Annotated in this window: 22 protein-coding genes; 6 read left to right on the top strand and 16 right to left on the bottom strand. The window is 70.8% G+C overall.

Annotation, left to right across the window (positions count from 1 at the left end; genetic code table 11):
• Positions 1-161 precede the first annotated feature (161 nt).
• Genes ACWEV3_RS26700 through ACWEV3_RS26685 form a run of 4 tightly spaced genes read left to right on the top strand, consistent with a single transcriptional unit; the run spans position 162 to position 3,036 of the window.
• Positions 162-647, top strand: a complete 486-nt coding sequence (locus tag ACWEV3_RS26700) for an SseB family protein (protein WP_452616523.1) — start codon at positions 162-164, stop codon at positions 645-647.
• On the top strand, positions 647-994 hold the full coding sequence (locus ACWEV3_RS26695; RefSeq protein WP_452616522.1) for a hypothetical protein: 348 nt from the start codon (positions 647-649) through the stop codon (positions 992-994). Before ACWEV3_RS26700 ends, ACWEV3_RS26695 begins: the two co-directional genes overlap by 1 nt.
• Complete coding sequence (locus ACWEV3_RS26690; protein WP_452616521.1) at positions 994-2,565, top strand: putative T7SS-secreted protein; 1,572 nt, start codon at positions 994-996, stop codon at positions 2,563-2,565. The genes ACWEV3_RS26695 and ACWEV3_RS26690 overlap by 1 nt, the downstream gene beginning before the upstream one ends.
• Before the next feature lie 57 nt (positions 2,566-2,622).
• A complete protein-coding gene (locus tag ACWEV3_RS26685; protein ID WP_452616520.1) occupies positions 2,623-3,036 on the top strand; it encodes a hypothetical protein in 414 nt (137 codons plus the stop codon).
• A gap of 61 nt (positions 3,037-3,097) precedes the next feature.
• Here ACWEV3_RS26685 and ACWEV3_RS26680 read toward each other — a convergent pair whose 3' ends face one another.
• The 6 genes from ACWEV3_RS26680 to kdpF all read right to left on the bottom strand — a co-directional run bounded on the left by ACWEV3_RS26680 (position 3,098) and on the right by kdpF (position 11,006).
• A complete protein-coding gene (locus ACWEV3_RS26680) occupies positions 3,098-3,778 on the bottom strand; it encodes a response regulator (RefSeq protein ID WP_358575767.1) in 681 nt (226 codons plus the stop codon).
• Positions 3,775-6,324: a DUF4118 domain-containing protein gene (locus ACWEV3_RS26675; RefSeq protein WP_452616519.1), complete on the bottom strand. Its 2,550-nt coding sequence runs from the start codon at positions 6,322-6,324 to the stop codon at positions 3,775-3,777. Before ACWEV3_RS26675 ends, ACWEV3_RS26680 begins: the two co-directional genes overlap by 4 nt.
• Positions 6,325-6,460: 136 nt before the next feature.
• Entirely contained in the window at positions 6,461-7,063 is a 603-nt protein-coding gene (locus ACWEV3_RS26670; RefSeq protein WP_452616518.1) for a potassium-transporting ATPase subunit C, read from the bottom strand.
• A 120-nt stretch (positions 7,064-7,183) separates the two neighbouring features.
• On the bottom strand, positions 7,184-9,253 hold the full coding sequence (gene kdpB / locus ACWEV3_RS26665) for a potassium-transporting ATPase subunit KdpB (protein WP_452616517.1): 2,070 nt from the start codon (positions 9,251-9,253) through the stop codon (positions 7,184-7,186).
• Entirely contained in the window at positions 9,250-10,911 is a 1,662-nt protein-coding gene (gene kdpA, locus ACWEV3_RS26660; RefSeq protein WP_452616516.1) for a potassium-transporting ATPase subunit KdpA, read from the bottom strand. Before kdpA ends, kdpB begins: the two co-directional genes overlap by 4 nt.
• Positions 10,911-11,006 carry a K(+)-transporting ATPase subunit F gene (kdpF, locus tag ACWEV3_RS26655; RefSeq protein WP_093262700.1) on the bottom strand — a complete coding sequence of 32 codons (96 nt, stop codon included), beginning with the start codon at positions 11,004-11,006 and terminating at the stop codon, positions 10,911-10,913. Before kdpF ends, kdpA begins: the two co-directional genes overlap by 1 nt.
• Before the next feature lie 431 nt (positions 11,007-11,437).
• Here kdpF and asnB point away from each other — a divergent pair, with 431 nt between their 5' ends.
• Positions 11,438-13,273, top strand: coding sequence for an asparagine synthase (glutamine-hydrolyzing) (gene asnB, locus ACWEV3_RS26650; RefSeq protein ID WP_452616515.1), 1,836 nt, complete (start codon positions 11,438-11,440; stop codon positions 13,271-13,273).
• A gap of 165 nt (positions 13,274-13,438) precedes the next feature.
• On the opposite strand, the gene ACWEV3_RS26645 is transcribed toward asnB, so the two are convergent.
• From ACWEV3_RS26645 to ACWEV3_RS26625, 5 genes are all read right to left on the bottom strand, one after another.
• Positions 13,439-14,887 (bottom strand): sensor histidine kinase, encoded by a 1,449-nt coding sequence (locus ACWEV3_RS26645; protein WP_452616514.1) that lies wholly within the window; start codon positions 14,885-14,887, stop codon positions 13,439-13,441.
• Positions 14,884-15,600 (bottom strand): response regulator transcription factor, encoded by a 717-nt coding sequence (locus tag ACWEV3_RS26640; RefSeq protein ID WP_452616513.1) that lies wholly within the window; start codon positions 15,598-15,600, stop codon positions 14,884-14,886. The genes ACWEV3_RS26645 and ACWEV3_RS26640 overlap by 4 nt, the downstream gene beginning before the upstream one ends.
• Before the next feature lie 150 nt (positions 15,601-15,750).
• The gene (locus ACWEV3_RS26635) at positions 15,751-17,865 is read right to left on the bottom strand and encodes an ArnT family glycosyltransferase (protein ID WP_452616512.1); all 2,115 of its coding nucleotides are present in this window, start codon (positions 17,863-17,865) and stop codon (positions 15,751-15,753) included.
• Entirely contained in the window at positions 17,862-19,115 is a 1,254-nt protein-coding gene (locus ACWEV3_RS26630; RefSeq protein WP_452616511.1) for a glycosyltransferase, read from the bottom strand. Before ACWEV3_RS26630 ends, ACWEV3_RS26635 begins: the two co-directional genes overlap by 4 nt.
• A 247-nt stretch (positions 19,116-19,362) precedes the next feature.
• Positions 19,363-19,962: a CGNR zinc finger domain-containing protein gene (locus ACWEV3_RS26625; protein ID WP_452616510.1), complete on the bottom strand. Its 600-nt coding sequence runs from the start codon at positions 19,960-19,962 to the stop codon at positions 19,363-19,365.
• A gap of 57 nt (positions 19,963-20,019) precedes the next feature.
• Between ACWEV3_RS26625 and ACWEV3_RS26620 the strand changes: the two genes are divergently transcribed.
• Positions 20,020-20,421: an SRPBCC family protein gene (locus ACWEV3_RS26620; protein ID WP_452616509.1), complete on the top strand. Its 402-nt coding sequence runs from the start codon at positions 20,020-20,022 to the stop codon at positions 20,419-20,421.
• A gap of 49 nt (positions 20,422-20,470) precedes the next feature.
• Here the strand turns inward: ACWEV3_RS26620 and mutM are convergent, their stop codons facing one another.
• The 5 genes from mutM to ACWEV3_RS26595 form a co-directional block, all read right to left on the bottom strand.
• Positions 20,471-21,361, bottom strand: coding sequence for a bifunctional DNA-formamidopyrimidine glycosylase/DNA-(apurinic or apyrimidinic site) lyase (mutM, locus tag ACWEV3_RS26615; RefSeq protein WP_452616508.1), 891 nt, complete (start codon positions 21,359-21,361; stop codon positions 20,471-20,473).
• 53 nt (positions 21,362-21,414) lie between these two features.
• Positions 21,415-22,161: a ribonuclease III gene (gene rnc / locus ACWEV3_RS26610; RefSeq protein ID WP_452616507.1), complete on the bottom strand. Its 747-nt coding sequence runs from the start codon at positions 22,159-22,161 to the stop codon at positions 21,415-21,417.
• A 14-nt stretch (positions 22,162-22,175) separates the two neighbouring features.
• Entirely contained in the window at positions 22,176-22,358 is a 183-nt protein-coding gene (gene rpmF, locus ACWEV3_RS26605) for a 50S ribosomal protein L32 (RefSeq protein ID WP_093262685.1), read from the bottom strand.
• Positions 22,359-22,360: 2 nt separating this feature from the next.
• Entirely contained in the window at positions 22,361-22,933 is a 573-nt protein-coding gene (locus tag ACWEV3_RS26600) for a YceD family protein (protein ID WP_452616506.1), read from the bottom strand.
• Between the two features lie 167 nt (positions 22,934-23,100).
• Complete coding sequence (locus ACWEV3_RS26595) at positions 23,101-23,835, bottom strand: DivIVA domain-containing protein (RefSeq protein WP_452616505.1); 735 nt, start codon at positions 23,833-23,835, stop codon at positions 23,101-23,103.
• Between the last annotated feature and the right edge of the window lie 292 nt (positions 23,836-24,127).

Raw genomic sequence — 24,127 nt, 5'->3', positions numbered from 1 at the left:
GACACAAAGTACGCACGGGCCGCTTACCGCCGGACGGAGCAACCCGGACCGTGATCTTCTCGACACGGTACGTAATGATCAAATGGGCAATCGGCACCTGCTCGCTTGGGTACTGTTCCGCCCCGTTGATTCCATGATCCACGTTGGGGAGGCGTGGCTCCATGACGCTTGCACAATGCCGTCCTGGCACGGGTTTTCCCAGCCAGGGCGCACTTCGGCTGACCGGTTCGATCTTCGATGAGCCGGAGCCCGCCGCCGAGTTGCTCGACGGCCTGCGCCTGTTCCGCACCGGCCAGGCGACCATCGCGCAGCTCGCCGCCGCCCTGCGCGGCACCACGGTCTACGTGGCGGTGTCCGATGAGGACGGTGGGTTCGCGCTGCCGACCGGGCGCGACGGCGAGCTGTCCTGGCTCGGGGTGTTCACCTCGCTGAGCCGGATGGCCGAGTTCTACCGCGCCGCCGGCCGCGGCGCCGACACCGTGCGCTACGGCGAGCTGACCGGCGCCGAGCTCATCGACCAGTGCCTTCCCGCGCTGCCCAGGGGCACCGGACTGGTCCTCGATCCTGGCAGCGAGCACGGCACCGCGCTCGCGCCGGTTCGCGGGCTCGTGCCCGACGAATTCGCACTGACTGAAAGCGGAAGGTGATGGCGCACAACGGTTTCACCGTCAACGTGGGCGCCCTGGAGAGCGCCGAATCGGGCATCCGGGACGCCGTGGCCGAGCTCGGCGAGATGGCCGGGTGGGGATTCGCAACCGCTGGGGCGCAGGGCATGGGCGTGCGCGAGAAGATGCTGGACTCGGCCCCGCACATCGGGCCCGGCTCGCTCGGCGCCGCGCTGCTGGCTTTCGGCGACGCCTGGGAATTCGGCATCCGGTACCTGGTCGAAGACGGCAACGCCGCCGTGGACGCGCTCGGCGAGGCGCGCGCCGCCTACCAGCAGATGGATGCCGAGGCGCAGCAGAAGCTCGTCGAGACGTTGCGAGAGGGCTGATGGTCAGCAACAGCACCACCTTCGATCAGGACGTCGCGGAGGCCGGGCACGAGCTGCACAAGCTCGGCCAGATGGCCGGGGTGGTCGCACAGGACGTCATCCCGGGCAATCCGGCTACGGTCGCCGAAGTCGGCGAACACCTGACCAAGCTCGGCGGCGCGTTCGACCGCGCCGGTCAGGGCATCAAGTCGATCGACTCCGGCGGCTGGACCGGCCAGGCGGGCGACGCCTTCCGGGAGAGCTACCTCGACAAGGCCCCGGCGGAGTGGTTGGCGGCGGCCGACGCGTTCGGCGACGCGGGCAAGGCCGTTCTCGACTACCAGAAGGTCCTCGCCGAGGAGAAGGAGAAGGCCGCGCGCGCCAAGGAGGAACTCGACCGCGCGAACGAGGCGTCCCTGGCCGCGGCGAAGCAGCACAACGCGGCGGTCAAGGCGTACGAATCCGGGAGTTCGGACGTCGCGCCGAGCGCGTTCGCCGATCCCAACGCCGAGGTTCGGGCCCGGGCCGAGGCCCAGATCGCCGCGGCCAAGGCTGCCGTGCAGGCGGCGGACGAGCGGGCCACCCGGATCGTCCTGGAAGCGGTCCAGGCCGCGCCGGCGAAGCCGAGCAAGCTCGCGCAGATCGGCGCGAACCTCGTCGACGGTTTCCAAGGAGCGGGGGATCTGCTCTACGACTTCGGCGCGGGCGCCGTCGAGGGCGTCGTGGGCGTGGGCACGGGCCTCTGGGGCCTCGGGGAGGCCTTCCTCTACAGCCAGCCCGGCATGTGGGGCATCGACCCCGAAGGCAAGGCCGCGTTCGACAAGGCCGCCTCGACCACGATCATGTCCGTGGTCGAAAACCCCTACCAGGCGGTCAAAACGGTCGTCGACGTGGACGGCTGGAGGCAGAACCCGGCGAAGGCCCTCGGCTCGATGGCCCCGGACGCGGTCGCCTCGGCCTTCGGCGGCGCCGGCGTGGCCACCAGGGCCACCAAGATCGCAGGCAAGATCGGTGAAGGCCTCGGTGACCTGGGCAAAGCCACCGACGTGGCCAGAACGGCGGACCGCCTCGGCGACGCCGCCCGGCACGCCCCGGAAGCGCCCGACAACCCGCTGCCGTGGGGCGACTACGACTCGCTGCCCACGGACCGCCCCTTCCCAGAGGCCCCGTCGAACCCGTACGACAACCACGTCCCGGAACACGACAAGCCCTTCGGCCCGCAGGGCAGCCCGCCCGAACCACCGCCGGAACCGTCGTACAGCCCCGGCACGGACACGCCGGGCCGCCCGAGGCCGGACTGGGACGACGACATGCCCGACAGCTGGATGGACGACGGCCACCGGCCCGATCCGCACGACGCGCCGGATCCCCATCCGCACGAACCGGAGGCGCCACCACGCCCAGAACCGCCATCCGAGCCGCTACCTCGCACCGAGGCCGATCTTCTGCAAGAACTGCGGTCCATCGAAGGGGTCAAGGAAAAGCTCTCCCAAGCCCTGGACGAGGGGCCACCGCCCGCGAGGGCGGCTGAGATCCGCAGCGAGCTATCGCGGCTCGTCGAACGGGAAAACCTGCTTCGCAGCAGGCTCTGACCAACCGAACGTCCAAGAGGAGGAAACATGCAACCGACACCGCAGGGGGGAGCTCCGGTGTCCCGGTTGGTCCGGGTGTGGGCCAAGCATCCCGAGACCGGCGAGCCAGGCGCGCTGGACGCGCGGGTGACCTGGCAGGTGATCGGCGACGACGTGCAGGTGTGGGTGACAGTGGGCGCCAACACCTACACGGAGAAGAGCGCGAACCTGTTCTACGCGCTGTTCATGGTTCGGCTCAACCACCTGGAACCGAACTGGATCATGCTGCTCACCCAGGGGTGCCGCTACGACGTCTGGTCCCCGAACGCCCTCGATCCCCGGTACTTCCCCGGAGATCGGGGCGTGATCGAAGTTCCTGGGCGGGGCGTCGTCGAGACCGTGGACCTGCTCGCGCCGTCGATGCACGACTCCAACAAGGTCGTCCGCTCCGACGAGCAGATGAAGTACCACAGCCAGACCGTCGGCGCCTAGCTCCATCGAGCGAGGTTGGTGATCGGACCTCAGGCTCGGTTCCGCGCCTGAGGTCCGGAGGTCACGGTTCGAAGCGGTAGCCCATGCCCGCTTCGGTGATCAGGTGGCGGGGGTGGCTGGGGTCCAGTTCCAGCTTCCGGCGGAGTTGGGCGAGGTAGACGCGGAGGTAGTGGGTTTCGTTCGCGTACTGGGGTCCCCAGACCTCCTTGAGGAGCTGCTTCTGGCCCACCAGGCGGCCCCGGTTCCGGGCCAGGACCTCCAGCATGCCCCACTCGGTCGGCGTCAGGTGCACCTCGATGCCTTCGCGCAGCACCTTCTTCGCCGACAGGTCCACCGTGAACGTCGCGGTCTCCACCACCGGTTCGTCGGCCGCCTCGCTGGTGCTGGCGCGCCGGACCGCCGCGCGCAGGCGCGCCAGCAGCTCGTCCATGCCGAACGGTTTCGTCACGTAGTCGTCCGCCCCGGCGTCCAGGGCGTGCACCTTGTCCGTGGAGTCCGTGCGCGCGGACAGCACGATGATCGGCACCGTCGTCCAGCCGCGCAGCCCCGCGATCACCTCGTTGCCGTCCATGTCCGGCAGGCCGAGGTCGAGGATCACCACATCGGGTTTGCCGTCGATGGCCGCGCGCAGCGCGGACGACCCGTCCGTGGCCGTCAGCACCTCGTAGCCGCGCGCGGTCAGGTTGATCCGCAAGGCGCGCAGCAGCTGCGGCTCGTCGTCGACAACCAGGACCCTCGTCATCGTTTCCCCTGTCCGTCAGCGGCGACCACCGGGAGTGAGAGCACGATCGTCAACCCGCCGCCGGGGGTGTCCTCGGCTTGGATCGTGCCGTGCATCGCCGTCATGAAACCCTGCGCCACGCTCAGGCCGAGGCCGACCCCGGCCACCCCGGTGTCGCCGCGCTCGCCGTGCTCGCCCAGCCGCTCGAACGGCGCGAACGCGGACTCGGCCGCGTCTTCGGGCAGCCCCGGCCCGTGGTCGACCACGCGCAGCTCGACACGCGCCGCGTGCTCGCTCGCCCGAACCCTGATCCGGTCGCCGTTCGTTCGCCCGTACTTCAGCGCGTTCTGCACCACGTTGGCCACCACGCGCTCCAGCAGCCCGACGTCGGCGAGCACCGGAGGCAGGCTCTCGTCGATGTCGACGTCGATGTGCTGCCGCCCGTCCAGCCCGGCCAGCGCGCCCGCGACGACCTCGTCGTAGCTCACCGGGCGAAGCCTCGGCGCGATCGCGCCGGTCGCCAGCCGGGAGGAATCCAGCAGGTTGTCCACCAGCTCGGTCAGCCGGTCCGAGGATTCCTCGACGCCGGCGAGCAGATCGGCGGTGTCCTCTTCGGACAGCTGCAGGTCGGCGGCGCGGAGGCTGCTCACCGAGGCCTTGATGGACGCCAGCGGGGTGCGCAGGTCGTGGCCGACCGCCGACAGCAGCGCGGTGCGCAGCTGGGTGGCGTCCGCTCGCCGCTGGGCTTCCTGCGCTTCCGCGGCCATCCGCTGCTGGCGCAGCGCGACCAGCGCCTGCCCGGCCGCGCCTTCCAGGACGGTGCGCTCCGCGGCCGGCAGCGGCCTGTTGCCGGGACGCTTGAGCACCAGGTGGACGTCCGGGTTGACCTCGATGTCCACATCGGACTGCTCGGGTTTGGTGCAGGTCGGCGCTCCGGTGGAGGCCGCCACGTGCCAGCCGTCCTTGGTGCGTTCCAGCAGCGCCGCCGAGGTGAGGCCGAAGTTCTCCACCACCTTCTCCAGCAGCCGCGCCAGCGGATCGGGGTGGGTGAGCACGGTGCGGGCGTAGGACGTGAGCAGCGCGGCTTCGGTGCGGGCGTTGGTGGCCTGCTCCGCCAGCCGCGCGGCCCGGTCGACCATGATCGCCACCAGCATGCCGACGATCATCATGGCTACCAGCGTCACCAGGTTCTGCGGCTCGGACACGGTCAGCGTGTACAGCGGCGGCGTCAGGAAGAAGTTCAGCAGCCCGCCGGAGAGCAGTGCGGCGACTATCGCCGGGGCCATCCCGCCGACCAGCGCGACGATGACGGTGGCCAGGAAGTAGCCGACGACGTCCGTGGACAGCGCGACATCGCCGAAGAAGTAGGCCACCGCGGTGACCGCGCTGGGCACCAGCACCGACAGCACCCAGCCCCACAGCTGGCGGGCCGACGAAAGCGGATTCCTGGTGATCTTCCGGAGGAATCGCCGCCCGCCGGCCTCGGCGTGGGTGACCATGTGCACGTCGATCGGCCCGGACTTCTGCACCGTGGCGGCGCCGATGCCCTCGTCGAACAGCCGCGCCCAGCGGGACCGCCGCGAGGTGCCGATCACCAGCTGCGTGGCGTCGGCCGCCCGGGCGAATTCCAGCAGCGCCTCCGGCACGTCGTCGCCGACGACGCTGTGGAAGCTGGCACCCACGGCGTCGGCGAGCTTGCGGGCGCGGGCGATGCCGGTCGGCGACGCCCCGGCGAGCCCGTCGCCGCGCAGCACGTGCACCACCTGGAGTTCCGCGCCCGCGCGAGCCGCGATCCGGCGTGCCCTGCGGATCAGCGTCTCGCTCTCGCGGCCACCGGTGACGGCGACCACGACGCGTTCGCGGGCCTCCCAGGTGTCGGTGATCTTCTTCTCCGCGCGGTAGCGGCGCAGCGCCACGTCGACCTGGTCGGCCAGCCACAGCAGCGCGAGCTCGCGCAGCGCCGTCAGGTTGCCGGTGCGGAAGTAGTTGCCCAGCGCGGCATCCACCCGGTCCGCCGCGTAGACGTTGCCGTGCGCCATGCGGCGGCGCAGCGCTTCCGGGGTGATGTCGGCGAGTTCGATCTGCTCGGCGCGGCGCACCACCTCGTCCGGCACGGTTTCCTGCTGCCGGACGCCGGTGATCGTCTCCACCACGTCGTTGAGGCTCTCCAGGTGCTGCACGTTGACCGTGGACAGCACGTTGATCCCGGCGTCGAGGAGTTCGTCGATGTCCTGCCAGCGCTTCTCGTTGCGGGAGCCGGGAACGTTGGTGTGCGCGAGCTCGTCGACGATGGCGACCTCCGGCTTCCGGGCCAGCAGCGCGTCGAGGTCCATCTCGGTGAGTTCGACGCCGCGGTGGCTGACCCGCCGCCGCGGCAGGACCTCCAGGCCGTCGAGCAGCGCGGCGGTCTTGGCGCGGCCGTGGTCCTCCACGAAACCGACGACCACGTCGGTGCCGCGCTCCGTGCGCCGCCGCGCCTCGTTGAGCATCGCGTACGTCTTGCCGACCCCGGGCGCCGCACCGAGGTAGATCCGCAGCTCGCCGCGCCTTCGCCCCTTGTCCGCCACGCTTCCATTCTCCTACGAACCGCTGTTATTAGCGGTTGCCTTCACCGAGTACCGCCTCCGGCCCGTGCGCACTTTGTGCCGCTATGGCAACCAAAAGTACGCACGGGCCCTGACCAGGCAACTTACCCCGTCGGCATCACCTCGCCCGGTGGACGGCGACGTTGAGGGTCGTCACGTTCACCACGCGCTCGGCGACGATCCCACCGCTGGTGCTCTCGGCGATCAGGCGCCGGACCTCCTCCAGCGGGATGCCGGTGACGCGAGCCACCCGGGCCGCCTGCAGCTCCGCGTAGGCCGGGCTGATGTCCGGGTCGACGCCGCTGCCCGACGCCGTGACGGCGTCCGTCGGCACCTGCTCGGGCCGCACGCCCTCGCGGGCGGCGATGGCGTCGCGCCGCTCCTGCACGGCGGCGAGAAGGTCCTCGCTGGCTCCGCCGTGGTTGGAGCCGCCGGTGCTCGCCGGGTCGCCCGGACCGAGCGCGCCCTCGGCGGACGCCGCGGGGCGGGTGTGGAAGTACGGGTCGTTGGCCGGGTCGGCCGGGACCGGGTCGATGCCGATCAGCGACGAGCCGACGACCCTGCCGTCCACCACGATCTGCGAGCCCTCGGCGTTGGCCTGCAGGCCGGGGATCCGGCTGATCCCCCAGATCGCCAGCGGATACGCCACGCCGAGCACGACGGTCGCCACCAGCAACAGCCGCAACCCCGCGAACGCCTGCCGCAGCAGTGTGCTTTTCATCAGTGCCTCTTCGGTTCAGTCATGATCCGGGTCTGCAGTTTCAATTGAAACTGCCGGTTTCGGGGGGTGGTGGACCGCAGTTTCAATTGAAACTGCGGTCCACCCAACGGGAGTCGTGCCTCAGCCGATGCCCGGGATGAAGCGGATGACCAGGTCGATCAGCCAGATCCCGAGGAACGGCGTGACGATGCCGCCGAGCCCGTAGACCAGCAGGTTGCGCCGCAGCAGCGCGCTCGCCGTGGTCGGCCGGTAGCGGACCCCGCGCAGCGCCAGCGGGATCAGCGCGATGATGACCAGCGCGTTGAAGACGACGGCCGACAGGATCGCCGACGTCGGGGTGGCCAGCCGCATGATGTTCAGCGCGTCCAGCTGCGGGTAGATCGCCACGAACATCGCGGGCAGGATCGCGAAGTACTTGGCCAGGTCGTTGGCGATGCTGAAGGTGGTCAGCGCGCCGCGGGTGATGAGCAGCTGCTTGCCGATCTCGACGATCTCGATCAGCTTCGTCGGGTCGGAGTCGAGGTCGACCATGTTGCCGGCCTCTTTGGCCGCCGCCGTGCCGGTGTTCATCGCCACGCCGACGTCGGCCTGCGCGAGCGCGGGCGCGTCGTTGGTGCCGTCGCCGGTCATCGCGACCAGGCGACCGCCTTCCTGCTCGGCCTTGATCAGGGCCATCTTGTCCTCGGGCTTGGCCTCGGCGAGGTAGTCGTCGACGCCGGCCTCGGCGGCGATGGCCTTGGCGGTGAGCTCGTTGTCGCCGGTGACCATCACGGTGCGGATGCCCATCGCGCGCAGCTCGGCGAACCGCTCCTTCATGCCGGGCTTGACCACATCGGACAGCCGGATCACGCCGACCACGCGGGTTTCGCCGCCACTTCGCTCGGCCACCACCAGCGGCGTGCCGCCCTGCGAGGCGATCTCCTCGGTGAGTCCCTCCACTTCGGACGAGATGCCGCCGGCCCAGGCGCGCACCGCGCTGGTGGCGCCCTTGCGGATCTCCCGGCCGTCGATGTCGATGCCGCTCATCCGGGTCTGCGCGGTGAAGGCGACCTCTTCGGCTTGCAGCTCCGAACCGCGCGGCCGCGTGGGCAGCCCGTGCTGCTCGGCGCAGTACGCCACGATGCTGGTGCCCTCCGGGGTCTGGTCGGCGAGGCTGGACAGCCGCGCGACCTCGGCCAGCTCGCCGAGCGCGGCGCCGCCGACGGGCAGCAGCTCGGTGCAGCGCCGGTTGCCGAAGGTGATCGTGCCGGTCTTGTCCAGCAGCAGCGTGTCCACGTCGCCCGCGGCCTCCACGGCGCGGCCGGACTTGGCGAGCACGTTGCGCTGCACCAGCCGGTCCATGCCCGCGATGCCGATCGCCGACAGCAGCGCGCCGATCGTCGTCGGGATCAGGCACACCAGCAGCGCGGTCAGGGTGATCACCGACAGCAGCGAGCCGGAGTAGCCGGCCATCGGCTGCAGGGCGACCACCGCGAGCAGGAAGATGATCGTCAGCGTGGACAGCAGGATCGTCAGCGCGATCTCGTTCGGCGTCTTCTGCCGCTGCGCGCCTTCGACCAGCGCGATCATCCGGTCGACGAAAGTTTCGCCCGGCTTGGTGGTGATCTCCACGACGATCCGGTCGGAGAGCACCGTCGTGCCGGCCGTGACCGCCGAGCGGTCGCCGCCGGATTCCCGGATCACCGGGGCGGATTCACCGGTGATCGCCGATTCGTCGACGGTCGCGATGCCCTCGACGACATCGCCGTCGCCGGGGATGACCTCGCCGGCCTCGACCACGACCCGGTCGCCGATGCGCAGCGCCGTGCCCGGCACCTGCTCTTCGACGCCGTCGACCAGCCGCCGCGCGACCGCCTCGGTCTTGGTGCGCCGCAACGATTCCGCCTGCGCGCGGCCGCGGCCTTCGGCGACGGCTTCGGCGAGGTTGGCGAACAGCACGGTGAACCACAGCCAGGCGGCCACCGAGATGCTGAAAACGTTCGGATCGGCCACGGCGAGCACGGTGGTCAGCACCGAGCCGGCCCACACCACGAACATGACCGGGTTGGCCAGCTGGTGCTTCGGGTTCAGCTTGCGCAGCGCTTCCGGCAGCGACGTCCACAGCTGGCGCGGGCTGAACGCGCCCGCGGTCATCTTCCGCGGACCGGTTTCCCGCTGCGATTCCTGGGGTTTCTCCAGGGTGGTGGTCATGCGAGGGCCTCCGCGATCGGTCCGAGGGCGAGCGCGGGCAGGAAGGTCAGCGCCGCGACGAGGATGACGGTGCCGCCGAGCAGCCCGGCGAACAGCGGGCCGGTGGTGGGCAGCGTGCCCGCGGTGGCGGGAACGCGCTGCTGCTGGGCCACCGCGCCGGCCAGCATCAGCACCGCGAGGATGGGCACGAACCGGCCGAAGAGCATCGCGATGCCGAGCGCGACCTGGAAGAAGTCGCTGGTCACGGTCAGCCCGGCGAAGGCGCTGCCGTTGTTGTTGCCCGCCGAGGCGAAGGCGTAGAGGACCTCCGACAGGCCGTGTGCGCCGGTGTTGTTCAGGGCGTCCTCAGTGGACGGCAGCGCGAGCGCGGTGCCGGCCCCGAGCAGCACCATCGTGGGCATCACGAGGATCGACAGTGCGGCCGCGGTGACCTCCCGCCGCCCGAGCTTCTTGCCCAGGTACTCCGGCGTGCGGCCGACCATCAGCCCGGCCAGGAACACCGCGATCACGGCCAGCACCAGGATGCCGTACAACCCCGCGCCGACGCCGCCGGGCGCGACCTCGCCGAGCAGCATGTTCAGCAGCGGCACCAGGCCGCCGAGCCCGGTGAAGCTGTCGTGCATCGCGTTGACGGCGCCGGTGGAGGTGCCGGTCGTGGCGACCGCGAACAGGCCGGACAGGAACAGCCCGAAGCGGGTTTCCTTGCCCTCCAGGGCACCGCCGGCGGCCAGCGTCGCCGGGCCGGTGGGGTGGCTTTCGGCCCACCAGACGACCGCGGTCATCACGGCCATGATCGCGACCATCACCGTCAGCAGCACCCGGCCCTGGCGGCGGTCGCCGACCATGGTGCCGAAGGTGCGGGTCAGGGCCAGCGGGATGACCAGGATCAGGAAGATCTCCAGCAGGTTGCTGATGCCGCCGGGGTTGGAGAACGGGTGCGCCGAGTTGGCGTTGAGCACGCCGCCGCCGTTGGTGCCGAGCTCCTTGATGACCTCCTGGCTGGCGATCGGCGCGGTGGCGATGATGTGCTCCTGGCCGTCCAGGCCGATGACGTGGATGCCGGAGGCGAGGCTCATCGCCCCGCCGAGCGCGACCAGCAGCACCGCCGCAACGACCGCGATCGGCAGCAGCACGCGGGTGCAGCCGCGGGTGATGTCCACCCAGATGTTGCCGATGCGGCCGGTTCCGGCGGATGTGAAGCCGCGCACCAGCGCGATCGCGACCGCCATGCCGACGGCTGCCGAGACGAAGTTCTGCACGGTCAGCCCGGCCATCTGCACGGTGTGCCCGAGCACCTTCTCCGGCACGTAGGACTGCCAGTTCGTGTTGGTCACGAAGCTGACCGCGGTGTTGAACGCCGTCGCGGGGTCGACCGCGCCGCGGCCGAAGCTCAGCGGCAGCAGCGGCTGCAACCGCTGCATCAGGTAGAGCAGCGCGACGGACATGACCGAGAAGCCGAGGACGCCGGCGGCGTAGGTGGTCCAGCGCTGCTGGGCGTCGCCGTCGATGCGCACCAGGCGGTACACCGCCTTCTCGACGCGCCAGTGCTTCTCGCTGGTGTAGACGCGGGCCAGGTAGTCACCGAGGGGCCGGTAGACCACTCCGATGGCCAGGATCAGGAGGCCGGCCTGGACCAGGCCGACCACGGGGGAACTCATCAGAACTTCTCCGGCCGGATAAGCGCGACGAACAGGTAACCGATCAACAGCAGCGCCAACACGCCTCCGGCGACGTTGGCTAGCAAGGTGCTCACAAGCGCTCCAAACCGCGGAGGGTCAACGCCAGGACGAGGAACCCGCCGATCAGCAGCACGGCGTAGGCGAGATCAGCCACCGCTGCGCACTCCTTCACTCGAAATCGGGCCACCGGCTCGTGGTGACCGCCTATGTCCAGCGAAATCCCCGCGGCGGGCGCGGCCAAGGCCCATGACGGCTCCTTGACGCGCGCCCCGAACGCATTGATGCGTTCTTGATGCGCCCGATCGGGTGAACTGACGGCGCCGGTTTTCGGGCGGTTTCACTGATCCGCACGCTTTGTGAGTGTTCGACTTCACTCCGTGAGTTGGTTTCGTCGATGCAACGATCTCGTTAACCTGGCTAATGAAAGCGCGTGTGGCGCGGACCTCCCGGAACCCGGGCCCCGCGGACCACCGCGAGGTCAAACCGACACGGAGGAGAACCCGAAATGTGCGGCATCTCCGGCTGGATCGACTTCCAGCGCGACCTGACCGGCGAACAACCCGCCATCGACGCCATGTGCGCCACCATGACCTGCCGCGGCCCGGACGCCGGCGGCACCTGGGTGCGCCCGCACGCCGCCCTCGGCCACCGGCGGCTGGCCATCATCGACCTGCCCGGCGGGGCGCAGCCGATGGAGGCCGCGACGCCCGACGGCGAGGTCGCGATCGTCTACAGCGGCGAGGCCTACAACTTCACCGAGCTGCGCGACGAACTGCGGCGCCGCGGCCACCGCTTCGACACCGACAGCGACACCGAGGTCGTGCTGCACGGCTACCTGGAGTGGGGCCCGCAGGTCGCCGAACACCTGAACGGGATGTTCGCCTTCGCCGTCTGGGACACCCGCAGCGAGCAGCTGCTGCTGATCCGCGACCGGATGGGCATCAAGCCGCTGTACTACTACCCGACCGAGCAAGGCGTGCTCTTCGGTTCCGAGCCGAAGGCGATCCTGGCCAACCCGCTGGCCGAGAAGGTCGTCGACGCCGGCGGGCTGCGCGAGATGTTCACGATGGTCAAGACGCCGCGGCAGGCGATGTGGTCCGGCATGCGCGAGGTGGAGCCGGGCACCGTCGTCACCGTCGACCGCAAGGGCCTGCGCGAGCACACCTACTGGCGGCTGCGGGCCGCGGCGCACGACGACGGCCAGCAGGCCTCCGTCGCGCACGTCCGCGAGCTGCTCGACGACATCGTCGCGCGGCAGCTGATCTCCGACGTGCCGCGCTGCGTGCTGCTCTCCGGCGGCCTGGACTCCAGCGCCATCACCGCACTGGCCGGCCGCCAACTGGCGCGCAGCGGCGAGCAGGTCCGCAGCTTCGCGGTCGATTTCCTCGGCCAGGCCGAGAACTTCGTGCCCGACGAGATGCGTGGCACGCCCGACACGCCGTACGTCCACGACGTCGCCGAGCACGTCGGGTCGCTGCACCAGGACATCGTCCTGGACCCCGACGCGCTCGCCGATCCCGCCGTGCGCCGCGCCACCGTGCAGGCCCGGGACCTCCCGCTGGGGATGGGCGACCTCGACCAGTCGCTCTACCTGCTGTTCAAGGCGATCCGCGGGCACTCGACCGTGGCGCTGTCCGGCGAGTCCGCGGACGAGGTCTTCGGCGGCTACAAGTGGTTCCACGACCCGCAGGTGCGGCAGGCCGAGACCTTCCCGTGGATCGCCGCGGTGCGCACGCACTCCACCGATCGGGCGGAGATCCTCAGCCCCGACGTGGCGGCGGCGCTGGACCTGGAGTCCTACGTGGCCGACAGCTACCGCGACGCCCTCGGCTCGGTCCCGGTGCTCGACGGGGAGGGCGACTTCGAGCGCCGGATGCGGGAGATCTGCTACCTGCACCTGACCCGGTTCGTCCGCGTCCTGCTGGACCGCAAGGACCGGATGAGCATGGCGGTCGGCCTGGAGGTGCGGGTGCCGTTCTGCGACCACCGGCTGGTGGAGTACGTCTTCAACGCCCCGTGGTCGCTGAAGACCTTCGACGGCCGGGAGAAGAGCCTGCTGCGGCACGCCACCGCCGACGTGCTGCCGAAGTCGGTGGTGGAGCGGGTGAAGAGCCCGTATCCGTCCACACAGGACCCGAAGTACGCGGCGGTGCTGCAGCGCCAGGTGGCGGACCTCGTCGCCGCGGGAGACCCCGCGCTGTCGCTGCTCGACGAGCGGTGGCTGCGCGGAGCGCTGGCGCAGGACCCGGCGCGGATCGAGCCGATGGCCCGCTACACCTTCGAAAGGGCCCTCGACCTGTCGACGTGGTTCGACATCCACAACCCGACGATCAAGCTCTGACGAGAATCCCCCGAAAGGGGGAACCGAGTCTCGGAGGGACGCAATTTCAATGGAAATCGAAGGTCCGATTTCCATTGAAATTGCGGAAGTGGAACCGGGGTTCCGCGATGCGGGACGGCACGATCGGTCCCGGGACCTACCGAGGCGGTGTGTCCCGGGTGTCCGTCAGGTCAGGGGCAGGAGGAGGCGGAAGGTGCTGCCGCCGTCGGGGTTGACGTGCAGTTCCACCCTGCCGTTGTGGGCCTCGGCTATCGCCGTCGTGATCGCCAGGCCGAGGCCCGTTCCGCCGGCGTCGCGGTGCCGCCCGTCGTCGACCCGGTAGAAGCGATCGAAGATCCTCGGTGCGTGCTCAGGTGGGATGCCCGGGCCGGTGTCGGTGACCGAGATCAACGCCACCGGGGTGCCCGCCGGCAGCTCCGCGCCGGCCGCCGCGATCGCCCCTCCCCCGGCCGAACCCCGCGCGACGTCGACGGTGACCGGCGAGCCCGGCGGGGTGTGCATCAGGGCGTTGTTCACCAGGTTCGTCAGCACCTGGCGGATCCGGGGACTGTCGGCGAGCACCCGCAGCGGGCGATCCCCGTCCCGCAGCTCGATCTCCCGCTCGGGGTCGCGCGCCCGCCCGTCCTGCACGACGTCCTGCACCAGCGGCACCACATCGACGTCGACCAGGTCTATGGTGCGTTCCCGGTCCAGCCGGGCCAGCAGCAGCAGGTCGTCGACGAGCCCGCCCATGCGCACTGCCTCGGACTCGATGCGCCGCATCATCATCCGCACGTCCTCCTCGCGGTGCTGATCACTGCGCCGGTACAGCTCCGCGAAGCCCCGGATCGACGTCAACGGCGTCCGCAGCTCGTGCCCGGCGTCCGCGACGAACCGCCGCAGCCGGAGCTCGGAGTGCTCCCGCTGCTGCAACGCGTCCACCAACCGCCCGAGCATCGTGTTCAGCGCCGCGCCGAGCCGACCCGTCTCGGTGCGCGGGTCCTGGTCGGGCACGCGCCGGTCGAGCTGCCCGGCCGCGATGGCGTCGGCGGTGTGCTCGATCCGGTTCAGCGGCCGCAGGCTCAGCCGCACCGTCAGCGCCGCCGCGACGGCCAGCACGAGCAGCACCGCGCCGCCGACGACCAGCTCGATGACGATCAGCTGGCGCACGGTCGCCTCGACGTTCGCCAGCGACAGCGCGAGCACCACGAACCGCCCGTTGGGCAGGCCGACCGTCCGCACCCGCCAGTCCGAGCCACCTGCCCGGTCGGGCACGGTCTTGATCGCCGGGCCGTGCTGCGGATCCCGCAGCACCGGGCCGCCCTGGTCGGTCTGGGGCTGCCCGATCACGGCGCCGACCTGGCCGCCACCGGGATCGAACATCAGCACCCGGAACTCGGTGGGCAGATCGCCGCGTTCGAGCGCCGGGCCCGGTGGAGGCCGCAGCGGGTCCGGCGGCGCGACCAGCCCGTGCTCCCACGGCTCGGACAGCGCCGCCAGCCGGTCGTCGGTGCGCTCGACCAGCGACCGGCTCAGCAGGGCGGTGCTGGTCACCCCCATCAGGAACAGGCCGACGACCAGCGCGCCGACCAACACGAGCACCAGCCGCCCGCGCAGCGTCCGCAGCACCGTCATCGCTGCTCCGGCGGCAGGCGCAGCACGTAGCCGACGCCGCGGATGGTGTGGATCAGCGGCGGCTCGGCGGAGTCGACCTTGCGCCGCAGGTAGCTGATGTAGGACTCGACGATCCTGCTGTCCCCGCCGAACTCGTAGTTCCACACCCGGTCCAGGATCTGCACCTTGCTGACCACCTTCTCCGCGTTGATCAGCAGGTATCGCAGCAGCTTGAACTCGGTCGGCGACAGGTTCACCAGGCTGCCGCCGCGGCGGACCTCGTAGGTCTCCTCGTCCAGCTCCAGGTCGTGGTAGCGCAGCCGCGAGTCGTTGGCCTGCGCGGGCTGCACCCGGCGCAGTATCGCGCGAAGCCGCAGCACCACCTCGTCGAGGCTGAACGGCTTGGTGACGTAGTCGTCGCCGCCGGCGGTCAGCCCGGCGATGCGGTCCTCGACGGCGTCCCGGGCGGTCAGGAACAGCACCGGCACGGCGTTGCCGTCGGCGCGCAGCTCGGAGGCGACCGAGAACCCGTCCCGGTCCGGGAGCATCACGTCGAGCACCACGATGTCCGGCCGGAACTCCACGGCGGCCCGCAGCGCGTCGGCACCCGTGCTCGCGCCGTGCACGTCGAATCCGCTGAGGCGCAGCGCCGCCGTTAGCAGCTCCAGGATGTTGGGCTCATCGTCGACGACCAAGACGCGCGCGCTGTTGGTATCCGCCACGCCGTCAAGCATCGCCCACCTCCCTGGGAAAAGCCTGGAAGAAGTCTGGGAACCGGATGGGCCGGTGTTTCCGCAGGTGCGGTGCCGTGAGTGGTTCGGGTTGCTATAGCGCCCCGAACCACTCACGGCACCTGACCAGGCAGAACAGTACCCACCCGCGGGTCAGTTGCACCGGTAGAGCTGCACCGGTGTGTCCGCCGCGCCTCCCCAGGCGGCCGGGTCGACGGGGGTGCAGTTCTGCTTCACCCATTCGTCGCGTTCCTGCCTGACCTCGCCGCCCGGCATGCCGCCGGGAGGCTGCGCGCCATCCGGTGCGCCGTCGCCCATGCCGTCCCGATCACCCGTGCCGCCGCGACGCGGCATGCCACCCGGGCCGCCGAGCTGGACGAAGCCGAGCTGACCGGTCCGCTTCCACTCGGTCAGCCGGGCCACCGACGGGGCCTCGTCGCCGCCGCTGAACCCGCCCATGCCGACCACGGTCACGTCCGATTCGATGATGTACGACGAGGCGCCCATCGAGCCGCCCTCCACCGCCAGCGGCACGTCGAGATCACCCGCATCGGCCTGGACGTAGTCGAGCATCTTGCGCTGCTCCGCGCTCAGCGACTCGCCGCCGCCCGCGCCGCCGACGAACAAGATCTGCCCTTGCTCGGCGCCACCCGGCTCGACCGAGTTCTGCCCGCCCCCGTCCGGGGGCCCGCCGTCGCCGCCCGCAGCCGGGAACCGCGTGGCGTCCGGTGGGCGCATGCCCGTCTCCGGCCCGGCCATCGGGTTCGTACCGCCCATGCCCTTCGGAGCGCTGACCGCGCCGATCGCCGACCACGCCGTCGGCACCGCCAGGGCCGCGGCCAAGCCCAGCACCAGGCCGGTCCTGGCCAGCGCCGCCTTGCCGCGCCGCCCGATCAGCAGCACGACCAGCGCGAGCACGCCCAACCCGGCGGCCGCGAACCCGGCCCACGCGTGCCAGCTCAGATCGCGCGCGACGATGGCCACCGCCCACGCCACCGTGATCGCGACGCCGACCGGAAGCAGCAGCCACGCCTTGGCCTGCGGTTGGCGGTACCAGCGCCAGAACCGGACGACACCGGCCCCGGCGATCGCGCCGACCGCGGGCGCGAGCATCGTCGTGTAGTAGGGGTGCATGATGCCCTGCGCGAAGCTGAACATGATGCCGATGACCACCAGCCAGCCGCCCCAGAGCACCCAGCCCGCGGCCTGCTCCCGGTCCAGCGGCCGGCCGCCGCGCCACCGCCGCACCCCGGCGACCAGCATCGCGACCAGCACCAGCGCGCACAGCGGCAGCAGCCAGCTGATCTGACCGGCGAGCTGCTCGTTGAACAACCTCAGCACGCCCGACGAGCCGGAGAAACCACCGCCACCGCCCGAGGGCTGGAAACCACCGTCCGGCGGCTGGCTGCCACCGCCCGGCGGCTGGAAGCCGCCACTGGGCGGTTGAAAGCCCCCACCACCGCCGAAGATCCGCCCGAAGCCGTTGTAGCCGAACACGAGATCCCAGGCGGAACCGTCCTCGCTGCCACCGATGTACGGCTTCGGCGACGGCCACAGCGCGGTCGCGACGACCCACCAGAACGAGCCGACCAGGACCACCGCGGCCGCCACGCCCAGGTCCAGCAAGCGCCGCCCCCAACCGGCGCGGCTGCCGACCAGGTAGGCCGCGATGAAGGCGGGCAGCACCATCCACGCCTGCAACATCTTCGTCAGGAAGCCGCAGCCGACCAGGAACGCCGCCAACGCGACCCACCCGGTGGCCTTGCGGGAATCGAAGGATCGCGTCATCGCGTACGCGGCCGCCACGACCAGCAGGACTAGCAGCGTGTCCGGGTTGTTGTCCCGGTTGATCACCACCGTGATCGGGGTCAGCGCCAGCACCAGCGCGGCGATCAGCGCGGCGTGCTCCCCCGCCCACCGCCGGACCGCGCGGTGCAGCAGGAAGACCGCGGCGACCCCCGCCACCACCTGCGGGAACAGCACGGCGAACTGGTTGAACCCGAACACCTTCACCGAAAGCACCTGCAACCACAGGGCCATCGGCGGCTTGTCCACGGTGACCACGCCGGCCGGGTCGAAGGAGCCGAAGAAGAAGTTCTCGAAGCTCTGCGACATCGACTTCACGGCCGCCGAGTAGTACGAGTTCCCCCAGGACCCGCCGATTCCCCAGCAGTACAGCGCCCCGGACAGCACGCAGATCGCGGCCAGCGAGATCCGCTGCCACGGCGCGGCCGCGCGCTGCGCGTTCGTCGCATCGACCGACATCATCCCTGTTCCTCTTCCTCCGGCAGTGCCGCGGGCCGGAAGACCCACGACCTCAGCAGCACGAACCGCAGCCCGGTTCCGATCATCGAAGACACCACGAGCACGAGAACTTCCAGCCACCGCGACGAATCCGGCTGCCAGGCGTGCAACCCGAGCAGCGCGCCGGAGGTGACGACGTAGTAGAGGGCGAACACGACCAGCCCCTGCAGGTGCACGCGGCCGGACGAGCCCGCCCCGCCGAGGAAGGTGAACCGGCGGTTGGCCTCGGTGTTCCACAGCGTGGTGACGGTCAGCGCCGCCAGGTTCGCCAGCAGCGGCGGCCACCAGGAGCGCAGCAGGGCGTACAGGACCGAGGTGAGCACTGTGGACACCAGGCCGATCACGCCGAACGAAACCAGCTGCCACAGCAGGCCGTTCTCCCGCTTCGCCAGCACCGCCTGCGGATGCGCGGCGCGCGGCGCGGGCCGCTGCGGCAGGCCGGGAACCTTCGCCGCACCGGTGATCTTGGCGCGGGCCACCCGGACCAGGCCCGCGACGTCGTCGACGGCGGTCCGCACCACGTTGACCCGGGTGTCGACGTCCTCGACCCAGTCCACCGGCACCTCGTGCACCCGCAGCCCGTTGTGCTCGGCCAGCAGCAGGAGTTCGGTGTCGAAGAACCAGGAATCGTCGCTCACGTGCTTCAGCAGCGGCTTCACCACATCCGCGCGCGCCGCCTTGAAACCGCACTGCGCGTCGGTGAACCGGGCACCGTGCGTCCAGCGGATCATCTTGTTGTAGCAGCGCGAGATCAGCTCCCGCTTGCCGCCGCGGACCGTGCGGGCGCCGGTCGCCAGCCGGGAACCGATCGCCAGGTCCGAATGCCCGTTGACCAGCGGGGCGACCAGCGGGAGCAGCGCGTCCAGGCCGGTCGACAGGTCGACGTCCATGTAGACCACGACATCCGCGTCGCTGTAGCCCCACGCGGTGCGCAGCGCCAGGCCGCGCCCCTTGCGGTCCAGGTGCAGCACCCGCACACCGTCCATCGAACGGGCCAGCTCGCGGGCGACGCCCAGCGTGCCGTCCGTGCTCGCGTTGTCGACCACCGTGATGGTCCAGGAGAACGGAAAACCTTCGGACAGGTGCTCGCGCAACACCTCCAGACATCCCGGGAGCGTTCGTTCCTCGTTGAAGACCGGGATCACCACGTCGATCGTCGCGGTCCGGCGAGCCACGCGATGCGCGTCGACGCCGAGCTGCGGCACAGCATTCATCTCCCACCACCTCGCTTCCGGCGTCCATCAAGCCGGGGCGAGGTGCGAGTGCCGTGGAAACAGGCTGGGAAATCACTGGGAATCGGCGGCCGCGACCAGACCCGATCGCATTTCCGCAGCTCAGCCAGGCCCGTTCCGGCAACGATCAGCGGCCTTCCGGCAACTTCCCGCAGATTTCCCAGAAACGACCGCTCGCCGCAGGACCCGTCAGCGACCACTGTGGACGGAAAGCTCCCGCCCGCGGAAGTCAGGACTGGCGGGCCCGGTGGGCGTTCACCTTGTGGCGGTTGCCGCAGCGCTGCATCGAGCACCACCGGCGGGAGCCCGGCCGGGAGGTGTCGAGGAAGAGCAGCGAGCAGTCGTCCGCCGCGCATTCCCGGAGCCGCTCGACTCGATCGCCGCCGAGCAGCTCGATGGCCTCGCGGGCCGCGGCGCCGAGGATCTGGCCGCCGGTGACGGGCGAGGCCCACTGCCGGACACCCGTCGCCGGGTCCAGCCTCGGCCGGGGCGGCGGTTCCGCGCTGTCGTTGAGCACCTCCAGGTCGGCGCTCGACGGGCGCTCGCCGTGCGCCACGGCCTTCGCGACCGACCACATCGTGTCCCGGAACCGCTTGATGCGGCGGAGTTCGGCGGGCTGGATGCGGATGTCATCGCCGGACAGCGGCGCGACCTCGGCCAGCCGCGAGCCTTCCAGCCAGCGCGCCAGATCCGCGGGCTCGTGCAGGATCTCGTAGCGCTGGTACGGCCCCGGCCCGCCGGTGATCAGCAGCTCCAGGCAGAAGCATCCGGCGTCGAACCGGAACCGTTCGCCGGTCGCCGCGGTCAGCAGCCTTGTTCCCACCCGCATGTAACCACTATATTCGGTTTCTCTTCCGCTTTAACCGGTTACATCGAGGACGGGGACATGATCGGGCAGACCAAGGACGCCGGCTTCCAGATCGGGGTCTCCAAGACCGTGCCCCACCCGCCGGAAGCGGTCTGGCGCTTCCTCACCAGCCCGGCGGGCATCGCGCTGTGGCTCGGCGCGGGCGCCACCCTGGAGAAGGGCGCGACCTACCGGACGGCGGACGGCACGACCGGCGAGATCCGCAGCCGCCGCGAACTCGACCGGGTCCGGCTCACCTGGCGACCGGCCGACTGGGACCACGACACGACGGTGCAGGTCGCGATCATGGGCAAGGACGACCGCACGCAACTGCGCTTCCACCAGGAGTGGCTGGCCGACGCGGACGAGCGCGCCCGCCAACGAGACCACTGGCAGCGCACGATCACCGCCGTGATCACCGCCCTGGGAACGGAGCCGTGAGCCCTTGCCGGGCGGCGCTTTCGCGCGAAAACGCCACCCGACGAGCCTGTCAGAGGTGGGCGTTGCGGGGCTTGGGCTGGCACACCGGGCAGGTGTAGGACGAGCGGTTCATGAACGGGTCGCGGCGCACCGACGCCCCGCACCGCGGGCACGGGTGCCCCGCCTGCCCGTACACCGCCAGCGACCGGTCGAAGTAGCCGGATTCGCCGTTCACGTTGACGTACAAGGCATCGAACGAGGTGCCACCGGCGTGCAGCGCCTGCTGCATGACATCGGTGACGGCGCCGAAAAGCTCGCGGATCTTGGGCCGGGTCAGCGTCGCCGTGGGCCGGGCCCAGTGCAGCTTCGCCCGCCACAGCGCCTCGTCGGCGTAGATGTTGCCGACGCCGGACACCAGGCTCTGGTCCAGCAGCGCTCGCTTGATCCCGGTGCGCCGCGTCCGCAATCGGTCGGCCACCGCTTCGAGGTCGAACACCTGCTCCAGCGGGTCGGGCGCGATGTGCGCCACCGGCTTCGGCAGCGCGATCCCGTCCACCTCGACCAGATCGGCCAGGTGCAGGCCGCCGAAGGTGCGCTGGTCCACGAACCGCAGCTCCGGACCGCCGTCGGAGAACCTCATCCGCACCCGCAGGTGCTTCTCGTCCGGGACGTCGCCGGGCTGCACGAGCAGCTGACCGCTCATCCCCAGGTGCACCACGAGCGCTTCGCCGCCGGACTCGGGTGCACCGGCCTCGTCGCCGAGCTCCAGCCACAGGTACTTGCCGCGCCGCCGCGCCGCGCTCAGGCAGCGACCGGCGAGCCGACCGGCGAAATCATCCGGACCGGGCACGTGCCGGCGGACAGCGCGCGGATGCAGGACCTCGACGCCGGACAACGTCCGGCCGACAGCATGATCGGCGACACCGCGCCGGACGACCTCGACCTCAGGCAACTCGGGCACGAAAACATCTTCGACCACCCGCGCCGGACCCCGGCGCGCGGCCCCGGATTCCGCTAAGCGGAAGGGGTCTCGGCGTCTTCGGTGGTCTGTTCGGAGAGCTGGCGCCAGGCCGCTTCGGCGGCCTTCTGCTCGGCTTCCTTCTTGGTGCGGCCATCGCCGCGACCGTAGGTCTGCCCGCCGACCGCCACGTAGGCGCTGAACTCCTTGCGGTGGTCCGGACCCTGCTCCTCGACCCGGTACTCGGGCACGCCGAGCCCCGTCGACGCGGTCAGCTCCTGCAGGCTCGTCTTCCAGTCCAGCCCGGCCCCGCGCTGCGGCGCCTCGGCCAGCAGCGGCTCGAACAGCCGGTGGACGACGCCGCGGGCGACGTCGATGCCCTCCGCCAGGTACACCGCGCCGAGCACGGCTTCCAGGCCGTCCGCGAGGATGCTCGCCTTGTCCCGGCCCCCCGTGAGCTCCTCGCCCCTGCCCAGCAGCAGGTACTCGCCCAGGCCGCCCTCACCGAGCCCGCGAGCGACGCCGGCCAGCGCGTGCATGTTGACCACGCTGGCGCGCAGCTTCGCGAGCTGCCCCTCGGGCAGGTCCGGGTGCTCGGTGTACAGGTGATCGGTGATCACCAGGCCGAGCACCGCGTCGCCGAGGAACTCCAGCCGCTCGTTGGGCGGCAGGCCACCGTTCTCGTATGCGTACGAGCGGTGGGTGAGGGCAAGGGTGAGCAGCTCGGCGTCGAGTTCGACGCCGAGCGCTGCCAACAGCGGAGCCCGATCGACCTTCCGGACCCGCGACTGCTTTCCCCCCACTGCGCGACCGCCGATCAGGCGGGCTGGACGATCTGGCGGCCGTCGTACTGGCCGCAGGCCGGGCAGACGACGTGCGGCAGCTTCTGCTCGCGGCAGGAGCGGTTGGAGCACTGCACCAGCGTCGGCGCCGAGGTCTTCCACTGCGACCGGCGGTGACGGGTGTTGGCCCGGGACATCTTGCGCTTCGGGACGGCCACGACTACTTCTCCTCCTCGGTCCCGCCGAGCCGCTCTTGCAGCGCAGCCCAGCGAGGATCAATGGTCTCATGCGTGTGATCCGGGGCGAGTTCGGCCCACTTCACGCCGCACCCGGAGCACAGCCCCTGGCAGTCCGGCGAGCACAACGGCGCCGAGGGCAGCGACAGCAACATCGCGTCCCGCACCACCGGTTCGAGGTCGATCAGGTCGTGCACGACCCGCTCCACCTCGTCGTCATCCGTGCTGACGTCCGTGGCGCTGTCCGGGTAGGCGAACAGCTCCCGCACCTCCACCTCGACCTCGTCGGAGATCGGGTCCAGGCACCGGACGCACTCGCCGGCCAGGGTGGCCACGGCGGTGCCGGACACCAGCACGCCCTCCACCACAGACTCGGCCAGCAGGTCGAGCTGCACCGGATCGCCCTCCGGCACCTTGATCATGTCCAGCCCGAACCCGGTCGGCGCCGGGGCACTGCGCGTGTAGGCACGGCTGCTGCCGGCCCGGTGGCCGATCTCCCGGGTGTCGATCACCCAGGGGCCGACGTGCGCGGCGTGCGCTGAATGGTTCTGAGACATCACAAGTTTCGGTGGTCAATTCGACAGGGCGGTGCGGCATAGGCGGATGAGAAACTGCGCATCATCCCCAGCCAGCTTTCCCAGGGTACGCGACACCCTTCCAGCCGCGACACCAGGGCCTTCCACCACCGAGGACCGCTTCCGGCGCGGGCCCGGTGGCGCGGAGATCAGTTGGCGCCGGTGTTGTTGCCGGCGTGCCACTCCTCGTAGTCGAAGGGGGCGCCCATCGGGCTGCGCAGCTGCTGGCGGCCCTTGCCGACCGTGCGCAGCGTGCGGCTGAGCAGGTCCTCGAAGTCCGCGAGCCGGGAGTCGACGTACGCGTCGCACTCGCTGCGCAGCCGCTCGCCGTCCTCGTTCGCGTCGTCGACGATGCGCTTGGCCTCGGCGTTCGCCGCCTGCACCACCTCGGTGTCGGCCACCAGCCGGGCCTGCTCCGCCTTGCCCTCGTGCACCGACTGCTCGTACGCGGCGCGGCCGGCCTGCACCATGCGGTCGGCCTCGCTCTGGGCGCGGCCGACGTACTCCTCGTACTCGCGGCGGCCCGCGGTCACCGCCTGCTCCGCCTGCGCCCGCGCCTCGGCCAGCAGCTCGTCGGCCTGCTCCCGGGCGTCGGCGAGCAGCTGCTCCGCCTCGGCGCGCGCCGAGGCGACCGTGCGGTCGGCCTCGTTGCGGGCTTCGGTGACCGACTTGTCGGCCTGCGCCGCCGCGGTGGACACCACCTCGTCGCGGTGGTCGAGCACGTCCTGGGCGTCGTCGAGTTCCTGCGGGATCGCGTCCCGCACGTCGTCGAGCAGCTCCAGCACGTCGCCGCGGGGCACCACGCACCCCGACGTCATGGGCACGCCACGCGCTTCCTCGACGATCGTGACCAGCTCGTCGAGCGCCTCGAACACCCGGTACACCTTGATCTCCCTGCCGTCGTAGCCGCCGCAGCGGCAAGCATCTCAGAACACCCGCAGCCGCCGATCACGGGTTTGTCCTGCTACCAGTCTGCCCGGGCCGGGCAGACTGGCGGGGGAAATCCAGTTCCGCGTGTCAAGCCCCGGAACGCACCCGTGCGCGTCCCGGACGGCCCGGAACGCGCACGGCTCGCAGTGAACTAGTGTCCTGAGTCGTTGATTCGTTGTCAGGTTGTTAGGGTGTGGTATGGGTGATGGTCGTGGACCGAAGCTGGCCTTGCTGGAACTGAGCCAG

This window comes from Saccharopolyspora sp. NPDC003752, from assembly GCF_053605825.1.
This window is presented reverse-complemented; position numbering and strand designations above follow the sequence as displayed.

What these genes read in the sequence shown, in the direction of transcription:
- ACWEV3_RS26700 (WP_452616523.1), top strand. Translation starts at nt 162, where the DNA reads ATGACGCTTGCACAATGCCGTCCTGGCACGGGTTTTCCCAGCCAGGGC.
- ACWEV3_RS26695 (WP_452616522.1), top strand. Translation starts at nt 647, where the DNA reads ATGGCGCACAACGGTTTCACCGTCAACGTGGGCGCCCTGGAGAGCGCC.
- ACWEV3_RS26690 (WP_452616521.1), top strand. Translation starts at nt 994, where the DNA reads ATGGTCAGCAACAGCACCACCTTCGATCAGGACGTCGCGGAGGCCGGG.
- ACWEV3_RS26680 (WP_358575767.1), bottom strand. Translation starts at nt 3,778, where the DNA reads ATGACGAGGGTCCTGGTTGTCGACGACGAGCCGCAGCTGCTGCGCGCC.
- ACWEV3_RS26670 (WP_452616518.1), bottom strand. Translation starts at nt 7,063, where the DNA reads ATGAAAAGCACACTGCTGCGGCAGGCGTTCGCGGGGTTGCGGCTGTTG.
- kdpB (WP_452616517.1), bottom strand. Translation starts at nt 9,253, where the DNA reads ATGACCACCACCCTGGAGAAACCCCAGGAATCGCAGCGGGAAACCGGT.
- kdpA (WP_452616516.1), bottom strand. Translation starts at nt 10,911, where the DNA reads ATGAGTTCCCCCGTGGTCGGCCTGGTCCAGGCCGGCCTCCTGATCCTG.
- asnB (WP_452616515.1), top strand. Translation starts at nt 11,438, where the DNA reads ATGTGCGGCATCTCCGGCTGGATCGACTTCCAGCGCGACCTGACCGGC.
- ACWEV3_RS26645 (WP_452616514.1), bottom strand. Translation starts at nt 14,887, where the DNA reads ATGACGGTGCTGCGGACGCTGCGCGGGCGGCTGGTGCTCGTGTTGGTC.
- ACWEV3_RS26640 (WP_452616513.1), bottom strand. Translation starts at nt 15,600, where the DNA reads ATGCTTGACGGCGTGGCGGATACCAACAGCGCGCGCGTCTTGGTCGTC.
- ACWEV3_RS26635 (WP_452616512.1), bottom strand. Translation starts at nt 17,865, where the DNA reads ATGATGTCGGTCGATGCGACGAACGCGCAGCGCGCGGCCGCGCCGTGG.
- ACWEV3_RS26630 (WP_452616511.1), bottom strand. Translation starts at nt 19,115, where the DNA reads ATGAATGCTGTGCCGCAGCTCGGCGTCGACGCGCATCGCGTGGCTCGC.
- ACWEV3_RS26625 (WP_452616510.1), bottom strand. Translation starts at nt 19,962, where the DNA reads ATGCGGGTGGGAACAAGGCTGCTGACCGCGGCGACCGGCGAACGGTTC.
- ACWEV3_RS26620 (WP_452616509.1), top strand. Translation starts at nt 20,020, where the DNA reads ATGATCGGGCAGACCAAGGACGCCGGCTTCCAGATCGGGGTCTCCAAG.
- ACWEV3_RS26600 (WP_452616506.1), bottom strand. Translation starts at nt 22,933, where the DNA reads ATGTCTCAGAACCATTCAGCGCACGCCGCGCACGTCGGCCCCTGGGTG.